Here is a 20,921-nt window from a genome sequence, read left to right on the forward strand (position 1 = left end):
ATATCGAGTATGCATTTCTTTGTTTCGAACCTAAGGGCGTGGCTGGGTCCTGCTCCTCCACACGCCCCGCGTGTCGCGAACTGAGCGCGCAATGACGGGATGCCGAGGGTCGACCGCGCGCTCAGTGGGTGATCGGAGCCTCGGGCGAGGACACATCGTATTCGGTGACGTCGGGAATGCCCGGATTCGAGATCATGCTCGCGACGATGCGCGCCTTCAGAGCCGAATCCTCGGCGCTCCCCCACACGACCCTCTGCCCATTCGTGAGAGCGAGCGTCACGGAATCCGGTGTCGCCGCGCTCACCGAGTCGACCTGGGCCAGAAACTCAGGGCTGAGGGCGAGGAGCACCTGGCTCGCGGCGGCAAAGCCGGGCGAATCGATCGGGTTGGCCGCCACATCGATGGTGGGGTACCCGGGCGCCCGGGCCGGCGTGGTTTCGACGACGACGCCGGCGGCATCCACCAGATTGAAGGCGCCGTCGGCGGCGACGGTCACGACAGGGCGCCTTTCGACGATCCGGATGACGAGCGTGTCCGGCGGGCGAGCCTCGGTGACGTAGCTCTGAATGAGAGGGAACGTCTCGAGAGTCTTTTTGACCTCACCGAAATCGACCAGTGTGAGCGGCCGACCGAGCTGATCGCCGAGCGCGGTCGACACCGCGCCCGCATCGACACGCGATGCGCCCTCGACCGTGATCGTGCGCACGGCGAGCAGGGGGGAATAGGCGGTCAGAACCACGACGAGAACCAGCGCCACGGTCGCGGCAAAACCCACCAGATACTTGCGGCGACGCGAGCGGGTCGCCTGCGTGAACCGCCGAGCCTCAGCCCGCTCGTATTTTCGACGACGCCTCTCGGCGTGGGCGAGACTCTTCTCGGCTTCGGCCGCCTTCTCGACGGTCGGGTCGGTTCGCCGGGTGAGCCACCACGGTTTGGAGCCCGACTCGTCGCCGTCGACGCCCACCGGTCCGCGGTCGTCGCCAGGCGATACCTCGGGCAGAGGCGATACCTCGGGCAGAGGGGGCAGGGGGCGGAATGCGGCCGGAGACTGGGCAGGCGGCGTTGCTGACGTCGGGACGACAGCGATCGGCTCGGTGATCGCCTCGACGCCGGATGCCGGAGTCTTCTTCGAACGACGCACGCCACCCGGCGCACGCCTGCGAGAACCGGCGTCGCGGGATGCCGACGGCTGCTCGGCCTCCGGTGGCCCGGCAGGCGGCGGGGTCACGCCAGGAGGTCTTTTCATGCCGCCGGGGGCGCCTGCGTCTCACGGGCGAGCGCGTCGAGCAGCTGCGGCACGATCAAGTTCACGTCACCGCATCCGAGGGTCACGACGAAGTCGCCGGGTCGGGCGATCGACGCCATGAAGTCGGCAGCCGTCTGCCAGTCGTCGATGTAACGGACGGTCTCGGGATCGGCGAACCTCTCGGAGACCAGAGCTCCCGTCACGCCGGGCACCGGATCTTCACGCGCTCCGCAGACGTCGAGCACGATGGTGAAATCAGCCGTGCGCTCGAGAGTCTCGGCGAACTCGCCGGCCATCAGCTGAGTGCGTGAGTACAGGTGGGGCTGGTGCACGGCGATGATGCGACCTTCCCCCACTACGGTGCGCGCGGCGGTGAGCGCCGCCTCGACCTCGGTCGGGTGATGGGCGTAGTCGTCGTAGACGCTGACTCCCCTCACGGTGTCGTGCAATTCGAATCGGCGACCGGTCCCGCCGAATCGGGCGATCGCATCCAGTGTCTCGGCGGGCGCGAAACCCATGCCGACCAGAACGGCGAAGGCCCCCGCTGCATTCAACGCATTGTGCCGACCGGGGACGAGCAGCGATCCCGCATAGTCATTGCCGAGATACCGCACCTGGAACGTGACGTTGTCGCCGGTCTCGACCGAATGCAGGCGCACGTCGGCGTCGACGTCTTCGCCGAAGCTCAACACACGGTGAGCGCCGAGCCGCTCGGACACCCGGATCGCGCCGGCGTCGTCGGCGGAGATGACGACGAGTTCCGAGGCCTCGTCGGCGAATGTCACGAACGCATCCTCGACGGCCTGCACCGAGCCGTAGTGGTCGAGATGGTCTGGATCGACGTTCGTGATCAGCGCGACGACCTTGTCGTATAGAAGAAACGATCCATCGGACTCGTCGGCCTCGAGCACGAAGATCTCGCCCTCCCCGCTCGCCGAGCTCGTGCCGAGCGCCGAGATCACTCCGCCGTTGACGAAGCCGGGCTTCTGACCGAGCTCGATGAGTCCCGTCACGATCATGCCCGTCGAGGTGGTCTTTCCATGCGCGCCCGCGACCGCGATCAGGCGATGCCGGCCGGCTACCCAGGCCAACGCCTGAGAGCGGTGGAGGATGGGGATGCCGCGTTCTTTGGCGAGGAGGTATTCGGGGTTGTCGGGCCACAGCGCGCTCGTGACCACGAGGGTGTCTGCGTCACCGAGGTTCTCGGCCGCGTGACCGATGCTGACGCGCGCGCCGCGCTCCCGCAGAGCCTTCGTGCCCTTCGACTCCTTGGCATCGGACCCGGAGACAGGGATGCCGGCGTCGATCATGAGCCGTGCGATGCCGCTCATGCCGGAGCCGCCGATGCCCACGAAATGCACCGCACCGAGCTCGGCGGGTATCTCTTGACTAAGGTCTGGCTTGATCACGGGTACGACTCATCTCTTCGAACGGAACCCGGCACAGTGCGCCGGATCAGTGAACAAGGTTACGCTCTCGCCACTGCGCGCCGGATCAATTCGGCCAGGCGAGCATCGCCATCGTCAATGCCGACGCTGCGGGCGGCCTGAGCCATCGTCGCGATACGCGAACGATCGGCGAGCAGGCGACGCAGCTCGTCGGCGACGAAGCTCGGAGTGAACCGGGCATCGTCGACGAGAATGGCCGCGCCGGCCTCGACGAGGTCGTGGGCGTTGACCTTCTGCTCACCGTTGCCGACCGGGTAGGGAACGAGGACGCTCGGCAGACCGAGCACCGCCAGCTCGGAGACCGTCGCCGCCCCCGCTCGTGCGACGACCAGGTCGGCCGCGGCGAACGCGAGATCCATGCGGTCGGAATACCTCACGACCACGTAGCCGTCGACACCGGGATCGACGAGGTCTGCCTTGTCGCCCCAGATATGAAGGATCTGCCACCCCGCGTCGAGAACCTGGCCGTAGGCATCCCGAATCGTGTGATTGAGTCTTTGCGCCCCGAGCGATCCGCCGGTGACGAGGAGCACGGGTGCCATGGCGTCGAGGCCGAAATTCCGCCTGGCGGGCTCCGCCGCCGCGGTCGTGTCGAGTGTGGCGATCTCGCTTCGGAGAGGCAGCCCCGTGAGCTGGGCGTGGGGCAAGGGCGTGCCCGCGAAGACGACGCCGACGTAGGGGGTGAACCGGGCGCCGAGCTTGTTCGCCAAGCCTGGCCGCGCGTTGGCCTCGTGGATGACGATGGGAACGCCGGCGCGACGTGCCGCCAGGTAGGCGGGCGCCGCCGCGTAACCCCCGAACCCCACAACGACATCGACGGATCTCTCGGCGATGAGCGAGCGCAGCTGCGTGATGACACCGAGGAGGCGGGGAAGGAAGGCGACTGCAGCCTTTCCCGGCCTGCGAGGAAAGGGAAGTCTGGGAATGGTCACGAGCTCGTAGCCGCGCAACGGGACGAGACGCGCTTCCAGTCCCTCCGCCGTGCCGACCACGATGATCGATGCATCCGGCTCGCGGCGCATCAACTCGTCGGCGGTCGCGAGGAGAGGGTTCACGTGCCCGGCCGTTCCGCCGCCGGCAAGGAGATACGTGGTCATCGGACCTTCTTCTGAGACAGCCCGTCGGCTGTGGCCTCGCTGTGCCTCGAGATCGAGAGCACGATGCCGATCGCCACCAGGGTGGTCACGAGCGCCGAGCCTCCCGACGATATGAGCGGTAGGGGCACACCGAGGACCGGGACGACCTGCAGGACCACCGCGATGTTCACGAACGCCTGGCCGATGAGCCAAACCATGACCGACCCCGTGACGACTCTCGAGAAGAGGTCGGTCGACGACCTCACGATGCGCAGGAACGACACGGCCAGGACGACGAAGAGTGCGAGCACGACGATCGCGCCGACGAGCCCCAGCTCCTCACCGATGATGGCGAAGATGAAGTCGTTATCCGCGGCGGGCAGCCAGAGCCACTTGGCCTTGCTGTTACCCAGACCGACTCCGAACACTCCCCCGGCGGCCATGGCCCAGTCGGCGTGCTGGTTCTGGTACGACAGACCCGTCTGGTCACCCGAACCGATGCCGAGGAAGTTCTCGATGCGCGACAACCTGTTCGAGCTCGTGAGAGCGATCACGAGGGTCAGGGCGATCCCGATGAGCACGGGGATGACGAGGAGACGGAACTTGATGCCCGCGAAGAACAGCGCACCGAAGACGAGTGCCGTCATGATCATGACGGTGCCGAGGTCGCCTCCGAGCATCACGACGAAGATACCCAGCCCGGCAACGGGCAACGCGGGAATCAAGACGTGGCCCCACCGATGCAGATGCGGCTCCTTCTTCGACAGGATCACTCCGAGCCAGGCGACCAGACCGACCTTGATGAGCTCCGACGGTTGCGCATTGAATCCGCCGATGCCGATCCAGTTGCGATTGCCGCCGACCTCGATGCCGAGCGGAGTGAAGAGGACGAGCAGCTGGAGAACGATCCCCGCCACCAACGGCAGCCAGGCCCAGCGCCGCCAGACGCGGACGGGGAGTTGGGAAATGATGAGCATGAGGGGAACGCCGATGACCGCGAAGATGGCCTGGCGCCAGAACACCCCGAACGATCCCTGCGAGCCCGCGTACGACGACACCGAGCTCGAGGAGAGCACCATAACGAGGCCGAAGAGCAAAAGGAACAGGGTCGTTCCGAGAAGAAGGAAGTAGCTCCGCGATTCGGGCTGCAAGGCCCGGCCGAGGGAGATCCGCGCGGTGCGGGCAGAACGAGCCTGCTCAGTCGAGGAGGTGGGGGCGCTCGTTCGGGGCTTCACCGTCGAGGCCGGCGTCGTGGTCGGTCTCAGCGTCTGCGGGCGCAGCGTGTGAGGCCGAACGCCCGGTCGTGTCGTCGTCAGTCGGATCGCCTCCCAGGTAGTTTCGCACGGCGTGTGCGAAGCGGTCGCCACGGTCGGAGTAGTCGGTGAATTGATCCATCGACGCGGCCGCCGGTGCCAGAAGCACCACGTCGCCAGCCACCGCGAGAGCAGCAGCCAGTTCGACGGCGACCGACATGACACTCTTAGTCTCCGTGCCCGTCACCTCTCGCACGGGAAGGTGCGGCGCGTGTCGCTGGAATGCCTCCCGAAGCGCGGTTCGATCCTCGCCGACCAGCACGACTCCGCGCATCTTGGCCGCGCGTGCGCGCACCAGCGGCTCGATGTCGACGCCCTTCAAGAGTCCTCCCGCGATCCAGACCACCGACGGATACGCCGAGAGCGATGCGGCGGCCGCGTGCGGGTTCGTGGCCTTCGAGTCGTCGACCCAGGTGATGTCGTTGCGGATCTCGACGACCTCGATGCGATGCCGGTCGAGATGAAACGTGTCGAGGGCCGAGCGGATCGCAGGAATCGTGACGCCCACGCTGCGTGCGAGCGCCGTAGCGGCCAGGACATCGGCCACCGTGTGCGGAGCGCCCAGACCGGCAGCGGCCAAGCGGGCGACCGTGGTGACCTCGAGAGCCGAGCTGTGCCGGTCGTCGTGGAAAGCCCGGTCGACCAGGATGCCGTCGACGATACCGAGATCGCTGGGGCCGGGCACACCGAGGTCGAATCCGATGGCGCGAGCACCCTCGACGACCTCTGCGCCTTCCACCATCTTCAGGGTCAGCTCGTCGGCGCGGTTGTAGACGCAGGCGCTGCGAGTGTTCGTGTAGACCCGAGCCTTGGCGGCGACGTAGGCCTCCATCGATCCGTGCCAGTCGAGATGGTCTTCGGCGACGTTGAGACAGACGGCTGCCCACGGCGACATGCTCGATGTCGAGTGGAGCTGATAGCTCGACAGCTCGACCACGAAGACGTCGAAACCCTGCGGATCGCGCACGGCATCCAGAACGGGCACTCCGATATTCCCGCACGGCGCCGCGCGCAGCCCACCGGCGGCCAGCATGGCGGCCGTCAGCTGGACGGTGGTCGTCTTGCCGTTCGTGCCGGTGACCGCGATCCATTCAGCCGGAGCGCTGCCGGCGCCCGAGACGCCGACCTTGTCTCGCAGTCTCCACGCCAGCTCGACGTCGCCCCATACGGGGATGCCCCGTTCGATCGCCCAGGTGATCGCCGAGTGGTCCGGGTGAAACCCCGGCGAGACGACCAGCAGTTCGGGATCGAGCGATTCGAGCTCGGCGGGAACCGAGTCCAGCGACGTGGCCTGCACGAGCTCGGCGCCGATCACCTCGAGCATGAGCCGGTAGCGGTCGTCGACCTTCTCTGCGACCACGAGAACGCGCGAGCCGAGTTCGGCGAGCGTGTCCGCAACGGAGAAGCCCGTGACGCCGAGTCCGAGGACTCCGACACGGAGTCCGGACCAGTCGTGGTGCCAGCTGGTGAGATCGAGCGCCCTGCCGGAAGCGGGATCGGTCATCGCGAGATCCACTCGAGGTAGAAGGACCCGACGCCGGCGGCGACGAGAATTCCGGCGATGATCCAGAATCTCACCACGATGGTGACCTCTGCCCACCCCTTCACCTCGAAATGGTGATGGAGCGGGCTGGCGAGCCAGATGCGCTTGCCCTTGGTGAGCTTGAAGTACGTGAGTTGGATGACGACCTGACCGGCGACGATCACGAAGATACCGCCGATGACGACGAGGAGCAGTTCCGTGCGGCTGAGGATGGCCAGCGCAGCGAGTGCGCCACCGAGTGCGAGCGAGCCGGTGTCGCCGAGGAAGATCTTCGCCGGGTTGGTGTTCCACCACAGGAATCCGATGAGAGCGCCGACAATGGCGGCGGCGACGATCGCCAGATCTAGAGGGTCCCGCACTTCGTAGCACTTGCCGAGCACATCGGAGGCGAGATTCGGGTTGAAGCAGTTCTGACTGTCCTGCCAGAACCCGATGAAGATGAAGGCTCCGATGGCGAGGATGCTCGATCCGGGCGCCAGACCGTCGAGACCGTCTGTCAGATTCACGCCATTCGACGTGCCCATGACGATCACACAGACCCAGACGACGAAGGCGATGACGATGACGGCGGGGATGACGAGCATGTCGAAGTCGATGTGCGTGTCGCGCACGATCGAGATCGCCGTCGAGGCCGGTGTCACGCCGTTGCCGTCAGGGAAGTTCAACGCGAGGATCGCGAAGGCGACGCCGACCACGATCTGGCCGATGAGCTTGGCCGCCGGGCCGAGACCCAGGCTGCGCTTCCGATGCGTCTTGATGAAGTCGTCGATGAATCCCACGACGGCGAGACCGACCATCAGGAAGAGCACGAGGAGTGCGGAGATCGAGATGCCGCGTTGAGTCAGGAGCAGCGCGACGAAGTAGCCGAACAGGGTCGCCAGCACGATGACGATTCCGCCCATCGTCGGCGTTCCGCGCTTCACGTGGTGCGTCTCCGGGCCATCCATGTTGATGAACTGGCCCCACGCCAGCCGTTTGAAGAGCCGGATGAAGACGGGGGTCATGAGCAGTGTGAAAACCATGGAGATGGCCCCGGCTGCGAGAAGGGTTTTCATGCGAAGAGCTCCCCCAGTCGGTCTCCGAGAAACCTGAGCCCCGCGGAGTTCGACGACTTGACGAACACGATGTCACCCGGTCTCAGCTCGGGAGCAAGCGCGTCGTAGGCTTCGTCGGCGGTGTCGACGAACTGCGACTCGCCATCCCACGATCCTTCGTGCGTCGCAGCGAGGTGCAGGGCTCGTGCGCCCTCTCCCACGACGATCAGCTTCTCGATGCCGAGCCGCACGATCATGCGACCGATGCGGTCGTGTTCTTCGAGCGAGAATTCACCGAGCTCGCTCATCTCGCCGAGGACCGCGATCTTGCGCGATGTCGGCGTCGCGATCTGGGCAAGCGTCTTGAGCCCCGCGACCATCGAGTCCGGGCTCGCGTTGTAGGCGTCGTTGATGACGGTCACATTGTCGCGTCCTCCGAGCACCTCCATGCGCCAACGCTCCGCACGCGTCACCGCCTGCAGTCCATCGACGATGCGGTCGATGCCGACGCCGAGGCTCTCTGCTGCAGCCGCGGCGGCCAGAGCGTTCATGACGTGATGTTCGCCGAGCACTCTGAACCGCATAGCTCGGCTCTCGCCCGACGCGAGAGTCAACGTGAACTCCGTGCCGCCGGCGTGCGCGGACACGTCGTGCGCCCGCACGGCGGCCCGCTCGTCGAGGCCGAACCAGACGACTCGCGCCGCGGTCTTGTCGGCCATCCCCGCGACTCGAGGGTCATCGATGTTCAACACCGCGACATCCGTGTCGTCGAGATCGGTGACCATCTCGGTCTTCGTGGCCAACGTCGTGGCGATCCCGCCGAACTCTCCCGCGTGGGCGAGCCCCACTGTGAGCACCACACCGACATCGGGTTTGGCCATGCGGACCAGCCGCGTGATCTCCCCCGGGCCGGATGCGCCCATCTCGGCGACGAGGTACCTGGTCGACGGCGTCAGTTTGAGCATGGTGAGCGGAGCGCCCACCTCGTTGTTGAACGAGTCGCGGGGCGCGACCGTCTCGCCCTCGGCATCGAGGATCGAGCGGAGGAGGTTCTTCGTGGTGGTCTTGCCGTTCGATCCCGTGATGCCCACGATGCGCAGCAGTCCGTGCTGCCGAACACGGCGTACCACCTCGGTCGCCAGTGCTCCCAGCGCTAGCACGGCGTCATCGACGACGATCTGAGCGACGAGCGCATCAGACGTGCGCTCGGCGATCACCAGGGCCGCACCGGCGGACACTGCCTTGTCGATGAACAGGAATCCATCGCTGAATTCGCCGGGCTTCGCCACGAAGATGCCGCCGTCGCGAATCTCTCGAGAGTCGGTGTCGATGACCCCGGAGACGACGGTGTCGGACGAGATGCCCGCAGCCGCGATGGCGTCGGGAATGACCAGTCGGCCGCCGATGATGCCGGCGATGTCTTGAAGTGTGAGTTGGAGCATGGGTCAGAGCCATCCGTATTCCTGCAGGGCGAGCCGTGCCTCGTCGCGCGCGGAATAGGGAATCTTCTCGCCCGCGACTTCCTGATAGTCCTCGTGGCCCGGACCGGCATGCAGAATCACGTCGCCCTCGCCGGCCACGGAAAGTGCCTTGCGGAACGCGAGCCGGGGGTCGGGAACCTCGTAGAGCTCGACGTCGCCTCGGGCCGCTCGCGCGGCATCCAGAAGAACCGATCGGATAGACGCCGGGTCTTCGAACCGCGGGTTGTAGTCGGTGATGACGACGACGTCGGCGAGCCTGGCGGCGATCGACGCCATGTCGACCCTCTTGGTCGTGTCCCTGTCTCCGTCGGCACCGAAGACCATGATGACCCGGCCATCGGTGACGCGCCGGAGCGCCTCGAGCGCACTCTGGAACGCATCCGGACTGTGCCCGTAGTCGATGTAGACCCGCGGTCCCGCGTCGGCGGACACCTTCTCGGCACGACCTGGCACGAAGGCGTCGATTCCTCCGTCTCGATCGAGCACATGCGCGATGGCCTCGAGGTCGTACCCCGATTCGACGAGCATCACGATCGCGAGTGCCGCGTTCTCGGCCATGAAGCGGCCGAGGATGGGAATGCTCGTGGTGAGGGAACGGTGATCGGGGCCCTCGATGCTGAACCGCGTGAAGTCGACGGTCTCTTCGAGGATCGTGACCTGCCAGTCTGCGGGGACGCCGGTCTTGGTCGAGATCGTCGCGACCGGAATCCGTGACTCGTCAGCGAGGCGGGCACCCCATTCGCCGTCGACGAGCACCACTCCGCGCCGAGCCCGATCGGGCTCGAACAGGGCGCGTTTGGCCTCGAAGTAGTCTTCCATGCGGCCGTAGTCGTCGAGATGGTCGTGCGTGAGATTCGTGAACCCGACGACGTCGAAGACGATGCCATCGACGCGGTGACGAGTCAGAGCCTGCGCCGAGACCTCGATGATGACCGACCGCACCTCCGCCTCGCGCATGCGAGCGAGTAGAGCATGCACCTCGGTCGCCTCCGGCGTCGTCAAGGTGCTCGTGATTCGGAGCTCGCCTATGCCGCGCTCGGCCGTCGTGCTGAAGCCCGCCACGATGCCGAGTTGCGACAGGATCGCGTCGAGGATGTACGTGACGCTCGTCTTGCCGTTGGTGCCTGTGACCCCGAAGAGAGTGGGCGGGTCGTCGAGCGTGCGATAGATCCAGGCTGACACAGCACCCAGAGCCTCGCGAGGCTGCGGCGTGACGATCACCGGGAGTCCGCTGTCTGCGGCTAGCTCGGCGCCCTGCGCATCGGTGAGGATCGCCACCGCGCCGCTTTGAGCGGCGGCCGAGGCGAACGTCGCTCCGTGCACATTGCGTCCGGGCAGACCGACATAGAGATCACCGGGCACGATGTCTCGCGACGTCAGGCTGATCCCGGTGACGGAGTCGGGTGCGAATTCGCCGATCTGCTCCAGCTCGAAGTCTGCGACGAGCTGTGAAAGCGATCGTGCGATCGGATGTTCCGGGCGCAGTCCCTGCGAAACCCGATCCGGCACAGATGACTCCTTCATTCAGTAAGTAGTGGGTAGATCGGGGGCGGGAACCGTGGAGGGCTGCACCCGATACGTCTTCAGCGCCTGCGACAGCACCTTCTGGAAGACCGGCGCGGCGGCCAGTCCAGATGTAATGGTAACGGGCTTCCTGATGGTCACCGAAACGACGTACTGAGGATCGTCCGATGGTGCCATACCGGCCATCGAGGTGAGGTATGCCCCGCCATATGCACCCGAACCATTGCTCATCTCGGCCGTTCCGGTCTTTGCCGACACTCGGTATCCCGGGATCTTCAGGGCGTCTGCGGCGTAACCGGTGGTGGCGACCGACTCCATCATGTGCACCGTGTCCTGAGCCGCCTGAGGCGAGATGACCTGCTCGCCGGTCGACGTGGGCGGAGCATCCGTCACCGTGCCGTCTTCGTGCTTGCACCCCTCGAAGAGCTGCACGGGCATACGCACGCCGTTGTTCGCGATCGCCTGGTAGGCACTCGCCATCTGCACGGCGGTCACGGTGAGCCCCTGGCCGAAGGTCGTGTTGTAGATCGTCTGATCGTCGAGCTGGGTGGGCCCGCTGACACCTCCGGGAAGAATGTCGCCCGAGTCCTCGCCGACGAAGCCGACCTCGGTCGGCTTTCCCAGATGGAACTTGTTCATGTAGTCCCAGCGCTGATCGACCGACATGTTGTTGCTGAGCATGGAGATGCCCGTGTTCGACGACTGTTCGATGACACCGGTCAAGGTCCAGGGCATGTCTGGGTGAAAGAACGAGTCATGGATGACGGCGCTGCCGGACTTGTACTCGTATGGAGCCATGACCTGACTCGAGGGAGTCGCCGCTCCGGCGTCGATCAGCGAGGCGGCAGTGATCGACTTGAACGTCGATCCGGGCTCGAAGGGGTCGCTGAACACCTTCGCTCCGCGGAAGGCCGGGTCGGTGGCGTCGACGTTGTTCGGATCCACCGTGGGGTACTCGGCCGCCGTCAGGATCTTGCCCGTCTTGGCCTCGGTCACGACCACGGTGCCCGATTCGGCGCCGACCTCGGTGACGCGTTGCGCCAGAGCCTCCTGCGCGAAGTACTGCAGGTCGGCGTTGATCGTCAGTTGCACCTTGCCGCCGTCGACAGCTTTCTTGAGGGTCACGGTCGACCCGGGAATCGCCACTCCGTCTTCACCGGTCTCGGTCACCTCGCTGCCATCGCTGCCGGCGAGACAGGCGTTCTGCGTCAGCTCGGTACCGGCCAGGGCCGATCCATCCGCCCCCACGAAGCCCACGAGGTTGCCGGCGACGCTTCCATCGGGATAGGTGCGCGACTGATCGGCCTTGTAGTAGAGCCACGGGATGTCGAGGGCGCGGATCGCGTTGTACGTCGTGACATCGACCGACTTGGAGATCAGCGCGTAGCGCGAAGTCGGGTCCGCGGTGACGATGGCGGTGACCACAGACGGTTCCAATCCCATGACCGACGCGAGTTCGCCGATGGCCTGTTCTGCGCTGACCTTCACTTCGCCGGTGCCGTCAGGGCCCGGGCGTTCGAACTCGGCGACGGCCGACGGGTCGGCCTCGATGGCGTACCGCAGGATGCTGGTGGCCAGGACGACGCCGTTGGCGTCGACGATGTCGCCTCGCGTTCCCAAGGTGACCGTGCTGTCGGACCTGCTCGCGAGAGAGATCGCGTTCAGGCTGTCTGCCTGCACGATCTGTATGTCGACGAGCCTCACACAGAAGACGGAGACCACGGCGACGATGATGAGCACCGCGATGGTCACGCGTCCTCGAGTTGTTCTGGCTGTCGTCGGGGTCACGTGCGGCCTTTCATTCGGCTGATGAGCAGCTCACCGGTCGGTTAGTGCGTCTGTGGAGAAGGAAGAGCACCCTGCCACGGTACGCTCGGGTCCGGCGCGGCCGCCGGAGGCGCGCTCGACGCATCGGGAATGGGCGCGGCCTTCACGGGTTCGGGTTGCAGCAACGAGTTCGGGACGAGCGCCTGATTGGCGGTGATCGGTGCGTTGGCGGAGGTCGCAGGGGCAGGCGAGCCCAGAACCGCGCCGTCGGAGAGTCGAAGATAGACGGTGTTGCCGTTGGCGACCATCCCGAGTGCCTGTGCGTTCTGCACCAGGTTCTGCGGTGAGGAGAAGGCCGTCAGCTGCTCGCTCAGGGCCTGATTCGTTCGCGACAGATCTTTCAGCTTCGCCTGCTGCGCCGAGACTTGGTAGGCACCGTCGGAGAGGCCGATCGTGAGCAGGAGCTGCGCGAGCGCAATGATCGCGATTCCACCGATGGCGACCGCCGCGTAGACGATCCGCGGTCGGCGACGAGCGCGCGGCACCGCGTCGGGTGCCGGCCTGAGCCAGCGGCGCCGCGGCTCCGCCTCGGGGGCGGAGGCCGGCGCACCGAGTCGCGCGATGGGCACGGTGGCCAGATTCGTCATGAGGCACTCCTGATGCGTTCGGCAGCTCGAAAACGGACAGGGGTGGCGCGAGGGTTCTCGGCCTTCTCTTCATCGGTCGCCAGTTCGGCGCCACGCACGAGAAGCGACAGCTCCGGCTTGTGCTGCGGCAGCTCTACAGGAAGGCCCGGAGGTGCGGTCGACACACTCAACGCCTGAAGCGCGCGTTTGACGATGCGGTCCTCGAGTGACTGGTAAGACATGACGACGATGCGACCGCCGACCCGGAGCGTGCTGATGGCCGCGGGCACCGCACGCTCCAGCACACTCAGTTCCTGGTTGACTTCGATGCGCAGAGCCTGGAAGACGCGTTTGGCCGGATGACCCGCCCGAGAGAGGGCGGCCGGCGTGGCCTGCTGAAGAAGATCGACGAGATCGGCGGAGCGTACCAGCGGCTGTTCTGCGCGCCGCTGCACGATGCGTCGCGCATAGCGGTCGGCCAGTTTCTCTTCTCCGTAGTCACGGAAGATGCGGCGGAGGTCGAATTCCGAGTACTCGGCCAGGATCATCTCCGCCGTCAGCGGCGCGTCCTGATCCATGCGCATGTCGAGCGGTGCGTCCTTGGAATAGGCGAACCCGCGCTCGGCTCTATCGAGCTGCATGCTCGACACACCGAGATCGAAGAGGATGCCGTCGACCGAGTCGATGTCGAGTTTCTGCAGAGCCGAGGCGATTTCGTCGTAGACGCAATGAACCAGGCGCACCCGATCGCCGAAGGGCTTGAGTCTGCCCTCGGCAAGGGCGAGAGCCTGGAGATCGCGGTCGAGACCGACGAGCGTCAGTTCGGGAAAACGCGTGAGGAAAGCCTCTGCGTGACCGCCCAGGCCGAGCGTGGTGTCGACAAGAACGGCTCCGGGTCGTTCGAGCGCCGGGCCGAGGACGCTGATGCAGCGCTCGAGCATGACGGGGGTGTGGATGCGCGTGACGTCGTCCATGGTGTATCGACCTGTTCGTTCTGCCTGATCCCCATCCATTCCGACCTGGCACCGGGGAAGTGTGTCAGGGCGAGGAACGGCTGGGAGTCACGCGGAACGACTAGAAGAGGCCGGGAATCACCTCCTCGTCGGTTTCGGAGAACGCGGCCTCCTGGGCCGCCAGGTAGGTGTTCCATGCTTCGGCGTCCCAGATCTCGGCGCGCGATCCGGCGCCGATGACGACCAGTTCTCGCTCGAGTCCTGCGTAGCTGCGCAGGTGGGCAGGAATGCTGACCCGGTTCTGCTTGTCGGGCACGGATGCATCGGCGCCAGACAGGAAGACACGCATGTAGTCGCGGGCCTGCTTGCTGGTGACGGGAGCCTGTCGGATCTTGTTGTGGAGCTCTTCGAATTCGGACGAACTGAACACGTAGACGCAGTGCTCCTGCCCCCGTGTCAACACGACTCCACCTTCGAGTTCGTCTCGGAATTTCGCCGGGAGGATGATGCGACCTTTGTCGTCGAGTTTGGGAGCGTACGTGCCAAGGAACATCGTCCTTTCTCCCCCTCGAATCCGGCCAGGTGTTGGGTGTTCCTCCACGTTACTCCACTTCACACCACCAAACAACGGAATTATCCGATCGAAGCCGTGAATCGGCCCAGACTCCGGCGGGATTACGGGAATTATCTGAGTGGAGGGAAATGGAGGGCTTTCGGCGTTTCGAGAGCGATTCATGCCGCGCGCAGGAGGAAAACTCGTGCCCATAGGAGAGGAACGACAAAAAAAAGGGGGCCGACCCGAAGGTCGGCCCCCTTGTGTGGAGGTGTGTGGAGAAGCGGCTCTGGGCCTACTCCTCGCGATCTTGGCGCTTATCCCAACGATCGTTGAGCTTGTCCATCAGATTGGTCTTGTTGGATGCGGAAGCGTTGGGCGATGAACCGGTGCGTGGGCCCGAGGCCGGACGGGCTGCTGATGACGTCGAGGGCCGGAGAGCCAGGAGCACCCCGGCGAACATTCCCACGAAGCCCACCAGGCCGACGATCAGGAGGTGGGTGATGACGCCCACGATGACGACGACGAGGCCCGCGATGGCGAGGAGGATGCCCAGAACGAGCGCGCCGTAGTTGAGTCTGCCTCTACCGGCGTTGACCGCCGAGACGAAATCGGCATCGTTGTGATAGAGACTGCGCTCCATCTCATCTAGAAGCTTCTGCTCCTGCTCGGAAAGCGGCATCCTATTCACCTCAGGCTCTGTCACACGCGTCGTTCTTGAAGCGATTGTAGTGCCCAGCATCTGGCTAGGCTAGGTGCGTGATACAAAGCACGCACCTGGTAAGCCGGGTCGACACCGAAATCGCCGAGTTTCTCGCCTCTCGTGAACCTATTCTCGCCGCTGTCGCGGACGAACTGTCCGCGTTCACGGATTTCTCCCGGGATCTTCTCAGCGGCGGCAAACGGTTCCGCGCACGATTCTGCATCGCCGGGTGGCAGGCGACGTCGGACGGCACTGATTCCGCGCAGGAACGAGCGGTGATCACCCTGGCGGCAGCCCTCGAGGTCTTCCACGCCGCGGCACTCGTGCACGACGACATCATCGACAACTCGGATACGCGCCGAGGCATGCCCGCGGCGCATGTGCGATTCGCCGCTCTTCACCGAGATCAGCAGTTCGTCGGCTCGGCCGACACGTTCGGCCGCGCCAGCGCTATCCTGCACGGCGACCTTCTTCTGGGATGGAGTGACGAGCTCGTCGACGCCGCGTTGGACCTCCTCGTCGATCAAGACGACGCACGATCGACGCGCGCGGAGTTCAATCGCATGCGCACCGAGGTCACCGTCGGCCAATACCTCGACATCTTGGAGGAGAACGCCTGGCCCACCGTGCCGGAGAGCGACACGATTCGTCGCGCGGAACGCGTGATGACTTTCAAGTCGGCCAAGTACAGCGTCGAAGCACCCCTCGCGCTGGGTGCCCTGATCGGTGGCGGCTCTGCGACGCACGTCTCGGCGCTACGGGCGTTCGGACTCCCGCTCGGGCTCGCGTTCCAGCTTCGAGACGATGTTCTGGGAGTCTTCGGCGACGCGGCCATCACGGGAAAACCCGCTGGCGATGATGTGCGCGAGGGAAAGCGCACGGTTCTGGTCGCGCTTGCCCGTCAGGGCATGACTGCCTCTCAGCGAGAGGCGTTCGACGACGCGCTCGGTCGACCGGAACTCGACGACGCCGCCATCGCCGACCTGCAGCGGCAGATCGAGCTCACGGGGGCACTCGAGAGCGCCGAGCGATCGATCTCGGCGTACACCGCCGAGGCGTTGAAGGCGCTTCAGGCCGCACACCTCGACGCTCACGCCACGGAGGAACTGGAGGAGCTGGCTCGGCTTCTCACCGAGCGCTCGTCCTGAGCATCCATGGATCAGGCGAGAGCCTGGGCCACCCGACGCACTTCGGCCTTGCGGCCGGCGAGCAGGGCATCGATGGGAGCGACACCCAGCGACTCCTCTTCTTCGAGCAACCACTGCATCGCCTCATCGGGCACGAATCCGGAGTCGAGGAGCACGATGATCGTGCCCTTCAACTCGGGAAGGGGCTCGCCGTCGCGAATGAACACATCCGGCACGACGAGGACTTTGTCGCGCCGGGTTGCGAGCAGCGAGTGCTCTTCGATCATCTTGCGGACGCGACCCGGGGTTGAGCCGAAGATCTCGGCCACGTCGGGAATGGTCAACCAGGTTCTTGCGGGGGTGTTTTCACTCACGTACCAAGCCTGCCACGATCGGGGCCGCGCCCGGCACCCTGGCGCCGATATCGCATCGTTATCCACGACACGATCGACGCTTGATCAGATCGTTGACGATCACGGGCATCCGTGGAACTGTTGACGCACGGACGAAACGAGACTTGCGAGGTGCACGGCCGCTATGACGAGGTTGCCGAGCCGCCCTGGCGGACGAGCACGGCCCCAACCTCGGTCGCTCATCGCGCTGGTCGCCGTTCCGTTCGTTCTCCTGGGTCTTGCCGCCTCGAAGGTCGCTGCATCGTCGAATCGCCGTCGAGACCGGACCCCGGTCGAGGAGTCAGCCGCGAAGAGTGCAGAAGCGACGCAATCACCATCGGTGGAGCCGTCGTATCGCGTCGAATTGGGTGACACCGTCAGCGAGATCGCCATTCGCCACGGCCTGCCGACCGCCCACGTGCTTGCCCAGAACGGCCTGAGCTGGAAAACCCCCATTTTCCCCGGCCAGATGCTCCGTCTCGAGCCGATCCCGGACGATCTCGAATGGCCGGCCGCGGAAGCCTCGGACAAACGCGACCCGCGCGTCGACTGATCACCCGCGCAACCAGAACGGCGGGTCTCGATCTTCGTGGTGTCTATGCCGACTTCCTCGGCCACTGCTCTCTAAACTTCATTCGTGACCACCGCGCCCACTGACCCTATGATCGGACGTCTCATCGACGGTCGGTACCAGGTGCGGTCGCGGATCGCTCGCGGAGGCATGGCCACCGTCTACCTCGCGACAGACCTCCGACTCGAGCGCCGCGTCGCCATCAAGATCATGCACGGCCACCTGGCCGACGAGTCCAACTTCAAAGAGCGCTTCGTGCAGGAGGCTCGCTCCGCGGCGCGGCTCGCGCACCCCAACGTCGTCAACGTCTTCGATCAGGGACAGGACTCGGACATGGCGTACCTCGTCATGGAGTACCTGCCGGGCATGACGCTCCGCGACCTGCTCAAAGACTATGGAACGCTCACCACCGAGCAGACCCTCGACATCATGGATGCCGTTCTCGGCGGGCTCGCCGCCGCGCACAAGGCCGGTATCGTGCACCGCGACCTCAAACCCGAGAACGTTCTCCTGGCGGATGACGGCCGGATCAAGATCGGCGACTTCGGACTCTCGAGGGCGACCTCGGCCAATACGGCCACCGGCCAGGCGCTGCTCGGAACGATCGCGTACCTCTCCCCCGAGCTGCTGACCCGCGGCACAGCCGATGCACGAAGCGACATCTATGCCGCCGGCATCATGATGTACGAGATGCTCACCGGCGCGCAGCCGTTCGTCGGCGATCAGCCCATGCAGATCGCCTTCCAACACGCCAACGACCAGGTTCCCCGGCCGAGCGCCGTGAATCCCTCTGTACCGCGCGATCTCGACGACCTCGTGCTGTGGGCGACGGCGAAAGACCCTGTCGACCGTCCGACCGACGGCCGCGCCATGCTCGAACAGCTTCGCCTCACCGAGCAGAGCATGTCGGCCACCCAGGCGGCGACGACGGGCATCCAGCGCACCGTGGTGATGCCCGCGGCTCTCACCCCCGACATGACCTCAGCACAGACCCAGGCCTTTCAGAAGACCGGAATGACCTCGGCGCTGACCACTCCGACACGCGCTCCCGCGCCGCAGAGGGCACCTCGCACGGCGGCCCCCCAGAGCGCCGTCGCCTCGGCACCCGCCGCTCGTCTGAAAGCCTCATCCGCCGTTCGCCGCCGCCGTGGTTTCTGGCTGGTCGGCATCGTGATCCTCCTCGTCGCCCTGGCCGGCGGCACCGGGTGGTATTTCGGCATCGGTCCGGGGGCGCAGCTGACGATCCCCGACGTGGCCGGTCAAGCGCCAGACGCGGCGCAGTCCACCCTCGAGGAGCTCGGCGTCGTGGTGACCCGGGCCGATCAGTCGAGCGTGACTGTTCCTGCGGGCACGGTCATCGGCACGGATCCCTCATCTGGTGCTCACGTGGCGCGCGACTCGACGGTCAGCGTCATCGTGTCTACCGGTCCAGCGCAGTTACCGCTCCCCCAGCTGATCGGCGCCGATAAGGCCGCCGCGCAACAGGCCATCGAGCAGGCGAAGTTCACCCTCGGAAGCGAGTCGCAGGTCTTCTCCAGCGATGCCGCGGCCGGAATAGTCCTCGACGCGTACAACGTCGATGGCGCGAGCCTCGCGACCAACGGGTCGACCGAGGGAGTGCTCTACAGCGAGGCACAACCGATCTCACTCCTAGTGTCCGCCGGTGCGATCCCCGACGTCTCCGACAAGACCGTCGACGAAGCCACGGCGACCCTGCAGGCGGTCGGTCTCGCCGCCGCCGCAGGCGAGCAGGTCTACAGCGAATCGATCAAGGAGGGCAAGGTGATCCAGGCGATCGCACCCTCCGACACCGTGCGCCCCGGAGATACGATGTCGCTCCAGATCTCCCGAGGTCCCGAGCCGGTCACCGTTCCCGACGTCGTCGGCAAACCGTGGATCGACGCCAAATCGATTCTGGTCGCAGCCGGCTTCGATCTCAGCTACCCGGCCGGCGCGGACATCGTCCCGGCGCTCGTGACCGTCACGGCGACGAACCCGGTCGCCGGCACGAGCGTTCCGCGTGGATCCAAGTTGACGGTCAGCGTCAGCTTCTAGGCCACTCGGCCTGACACGACATCGGCGGCGTTAACGCGACGCGCCCGCCCGGATGCGTGGGGCATCCGGGCGGGCGCGTCGCCGCCGTCTGGCGCGACTAGGCCTTGCGAGCCTCGCCGAGTTCTTCGGCTACGAGGAACGCGAGCTCGAGAGACTGCATGTGATTGAGGCGCGGGTCGCACAGAGACTCGTACCGGGTGGCCAGATCGGCCTCGTCGATGTGCTCCGAACCACCGAGGCACTCGGTGACGTCGTCGCCCGTGAGCTCGACGTGGATGCCACCGGGGTGGGTGCCCGCGGCACGGTGGGCCTCGAAGAAGCCCTTCACCTCGTCGACGACGTCGTCGAAACGGCGCGTCTTGTATCCCGTGGGAGTCGTGAGTCCGTTGCCGTGCATCGGATCGGTGACCCACAGCGGCGTCGCATCGGCAGACTTGATCGTCTCGAGCAGGGGCGGCAGCGCATCGCGGATCTTGCCGGCGCCCATGCGTGTGATGAATGTGAGGCGGCCGGGCTCTCTGTTCGGGTCGAGCTTGTCGATGAGACGGAGCATGTCGTCGCCACTCGTGGTGGGGCCGAGCTTCACACCGATCGGGTTGCGCACGCGGCTGAGGAAGTCGACGTGGGCCCCGTCGAGGTCGCGGGTGCGCTCACCGATCCACAGGAAGTGGCTCGAGGTGTTGTACGGAGTGCCCGTGCGCGAATCGATACGCGTCATGGGGCGCTCGTAGTCGAACAGCAGCGCCTCGTGGCTCACGAAGAATTCGGTGCGCTTCAGCGCCTCGAAGTCCGCTCCGCAAGCGATCATGAACTTGACGGCGCGGTCGATCTCACGGGCGAGGTGTTCGTATCTGACGTTGGCCGGGTTCGACGTGAAGCCCTTGTTCCAGTCGTGCACCTGCCTGAGGTCGGCGAAGCCGCCCTGGGTGAAGGCGCGGATCAGATTGAGGGTCGACGCCGCCGTGTGGTACCCCTGCACGAGTCGACGAGGGTCTGCCTCGCGGGACTCAGGAGTGAAGTCGTATCCATTGACGATGTCGCCACGGTACGCAGGCAGCGTGACGGATCCTCGCGTCTCGGTGTCGCTCGAGCGCGGCTTGGCGAATTGCCCCGCCATGCGCCCCATCTTGATGACGGGCATCGAGGCGCCGTAGGTGAGCACGACGGCCATCTGCAGCACCGTCTTGACCCGGTTGCGGATCTGCTCCGCCGTAGCGCCGGAGAAGGTCTCGGCGCAGTCGCCTCCTTGGAGGAGGAAGGCCTCTCCACGGGCCGCCACGGCCAGTCTGTCGCGCAGGTTGTCGACCTCGCCCGCGAAGACGAGAGGGGGCAGACCCGCGATCTCGGCCGAGGCCGACTCGACGGCCATGCTGTCGGGCCAGCTCGGCTGCTGCTTGACCGGGAGTCCTCGCCAATAGTCCAACCCGGCGATCACAGACTCATCTGCTTGAACGACCAGTTCGGTTGGATCTACCACGTGAGGGTTTCCGTATCTGTTTCTTTTCGGGT

The 20,921-nt window shown here is 65.7% G+C and carries 18 protein-coding genes; 3 read left to right on the forward strand and 15 right to left on the reverse strand.

The genetic code is table 11. The features are described from left to right. Nucleotides 1–121 precede the first annotated feature (121 nt). From ASE64_RS17215 to ASE64_RS14050, 13 genes are all read right to left on the reverse strand, one after another. On the reverse strand, nt 122–1,246 hold the full coding sequence (locus ASE64_RS17215) for an FtsQ-type POTRA domain-containing protein (RefSeq protein WP_082466308.1): 1,125 nt from the start codon (nt 1,244–1,246) through the stop codon (nt 122–124). After that, on the reverse strand, nt 1,243–2,655 hold the full coding sequence (gene murC / locus ASE64_RS13995) for a UDP-N-acetylmuramate--L-alanine ligase (RefSeq protein ID WP_055781625.1): 1,413 nt from the start codon (nt 2,653–2,655) through the stop codon (nt 1,243–1,245). The genes ASE64_RS17215 and murC overlap by 4 nt, the downstream gene beginning before the upstream one ends. Nucleotides 2,656–2,714: 59 nt before the next feature. Beyond that, nucleotides 2,715–3,791 carry a UDP-N-acetylglucosamine--N-acetylmuramyl-(pentapeptide) pyrophosphoryl-undecaprenol N-acetylglucosamine transferase gene (locus ASE64_RS14000; protein ID WP_055781627.1) on the reverse strand — a complete coding sequence of 359 codons (1,077 nt, stop codon included), beginning with the start codon at nt 3,789–3,791 and terminating at the stop codon, nt 2,715–2,717. After that, nucleotides 3,788–5,005 carry a putative lipid II flippase FtsW gene (ftsW, locus tag ASE64_RS14005; RefSeq protein ID WP_235480624.1) on the reverse strand — a complete coding sequence of 406 codons (1,218 nt, stop codon included), beginning with the start codon at nt 5,003–5,005 and terminating at the stop codon, nt 3,788–3,790. The genes ASE64_RS14000 and ftsW overlap by 4 nt, the downstream gene beginning before the upstream one ends. Further along, nucleotides 4,968–6,587: a UDP-N-acetylmuramoyl-L-alanine--D-glutamate ligase gene (murD, locus tag ASE64_RS14010; protein WP_082466310.1), complete on the reverse strand. Its 1,620-nt coding sequence runs from the start codon at nt 6,585–6,587 to the stop codon at nt 4,968–4,970. The genes ftsW and murD overlap by 38 nt, the downstream gene beginning before the upstream one ends. Beyond that, complete coding sequence (gene mraY, locus ASE64_RS14015) at nt 6,584–7,681, reverse strand: phospho-N-acetylmuramoyl-pentapeptide-transferase (protein WP_055781630.1); 1,098 nt, start codon at nt 7,679–7,681, stop codon at nt 6,584–6,586. Before mraY ends, murD begins: the two co-directional genes overlap by 4 nt. Next, a complete protein-coding gene (locus ASE64_RS14020) occupies nt 7,678–9,102 on the reverse strand; it encodes a UDP-N-acetylmuramoyl-tripeptide--D-alanyl-D-alanine ligase (protein ID WP_055781634.1) in 1,425 nt (474 codons plus the stop codon). The genes mraY and ASE64_RS14020 overlap by 4 nt, the downstream gene beginning before the upstream one ends. A 3-nt stretch (nt 9,103–9,105) precedes the next feature. Then, on the reverse strand, nt 9,106–10,650 hold the full coding sequence (locus ASE64_RS14025; RefSeq protein WP_235480625.1) for a Mur ligase family protein: 1,545 nt from the start codon (nt 10,648–10,650) through the stop codon (nt 9,106–9,108). 15 nt (nt 10,651–10,665) lie between these two features. Next, nucleotides 10,666–12,417: a peptidoglycan D,D-transpeptidase FtsI family protein gene (locus ASE64_RS14030; RefSeq protein ID WP_235480626.1), complete on the reverse strand. Its 1,752-nt coding sequence runs from the start codon at nt 12,415–12,417 to the stop codon at nt 10,666–10,668. Nucleotides 12,418–12,494: 77 nt separating this feature from the next. Then, the gene (locus tag ASE64_RS14035; RefSeq protein ID WP_055781641.1) at nt 12,495–13,079 is read right to left on the reverse strand and encodes a hypothetical protein; all 585 of its coding nucleotides are present in this window, start codon (nt 13,077–13,079) and stop codon (nt 12,495–12,497) included. After that, a complete protein-coding gene (gene rsmH / locus ASE64_RS14040; protein ID WP_055781644.1) occupies nt 13,076–14,032 on the reverse strand; it encodes a 16S rRNA (cytosine(1402)-N(4))-methyltransferase RsmH in 957 nt (318 codons plus the stop codon). The genes ASE64_RS14035 and rsmH overlap by 4 nt, the downstream gene beginning before the upstream one ends. A 100-nt stretch (nt 14,033–14,132) precedes the next feature. After that, nucleotides 14,133–14,564, reverse strand: coding sequence for a division/cell wall cluster transcriptional repressor MraZ (gene mraZ, locus ASE64_RS14045; RefSeq protein WP_044443213.1), 432 nt, complete (start codon nt 14,562–14,564; stop codon nt 14,133–14,135). A gap of 295 nt (nt 14,565–14,859) precedes the next feature. After that, nucleotides 14,860–15,246 (reverse strand): DUF3040 domain-containing protein, encoded by a 387-nt coding sequence (locus ASE64_RS14050; RefSeq protein WP_055781647.1) that lies wholly within the window; start codon nt 15,244–15,246, stop codon nt 14,860–14,862. Nucleotides 15,247–15,323: 77 nt separating this feature from the next. Between ASE64_RS14050 and ASE64_RS14055 the strand changes: the two genes are divergently transcribed. Next, on the forward strand, nt 15,324–16,415 hold the full coding sequence (locus tag ASE64_RS14055; RefSeq protein WP_055781650.1) for a polyprenyl synthetase family protein: 1,092 nt from the start codon (nt 15,324–15,326) through the stop codon (nt 16,413–16,415). Nucleotides 16,416–16,426: 11 nt separating this feature from the next. Here the strand turns inward: ASE64_RS14055 and ASE64_RS14060 are convergent, their stop codons facing one another. Beyond that, nucleotides 16,427–16,768, reverse strand: coding sequence for an Rv2175c family DNA-binding protein (locus tag ASE64_RS14060; protein ID WP_055781654.1), 342 nt, complete (start codon nt 16,766–16,768; stop codon nt 16,427–16,429). Between the two features lie 358 nt (nt 16,769–17,126). On the opposite strand from ASE64_RS14060, the gene ASE64_RS17895 reads away from it, so the two are divergent. Further along, on the forward strand, nt 17,127–17,339 hold the full coding sequence (locus tag ASE64_RS17895) for a LysM peptidoglycan-binding domain-containing protein (protein WP_326939950.1): 213 nt from the start codon (nt 17,127–17,129) through the stop codon (nt 17,337–17,339). An 84-nt stretch (nt 17,340–17,423) separates the two neighbouring features. Next, complete coding sequence (gene pknB, locus ASE64_RS14070; protein ID WP_055781660.1) at nt 17,424–19,412, forward strand: Stk1 family PASTA domain-containing Ser/Thr kinase; 1,989 nt, start codon at nt 17,424–17,426, stop codon at nt 19,410–19,412. 97 nt (nt 19,413–19,509) lie between these two features. On the opposite strand, the gene ASE64_RS14075 is transcribed toward pknB, so the two are convergent. Beyond that, nucleotides 19,510–20,889 (reverse strand): class II 3-deoxy-7-phosphoheptulonate synthase, encoded by a 1,380-nt coding sequence (locus ASE64_RS14075; protein WP_055781663.1) that lies wholly within the window; start codon nt 20,887–20,889, stop codon nt 19,510–19,512. Nucleotides 20,890–20,921 lie beyond the last annotated feature (32 nt).

This window comes from Agreia sp. Leaf210, from assembly GCF_001421485.1.
Lineage (GTDB): Bacteria > Actinomycetota > Actinomycetes > Actinomycetales > Microbacteriaceae > Agreia.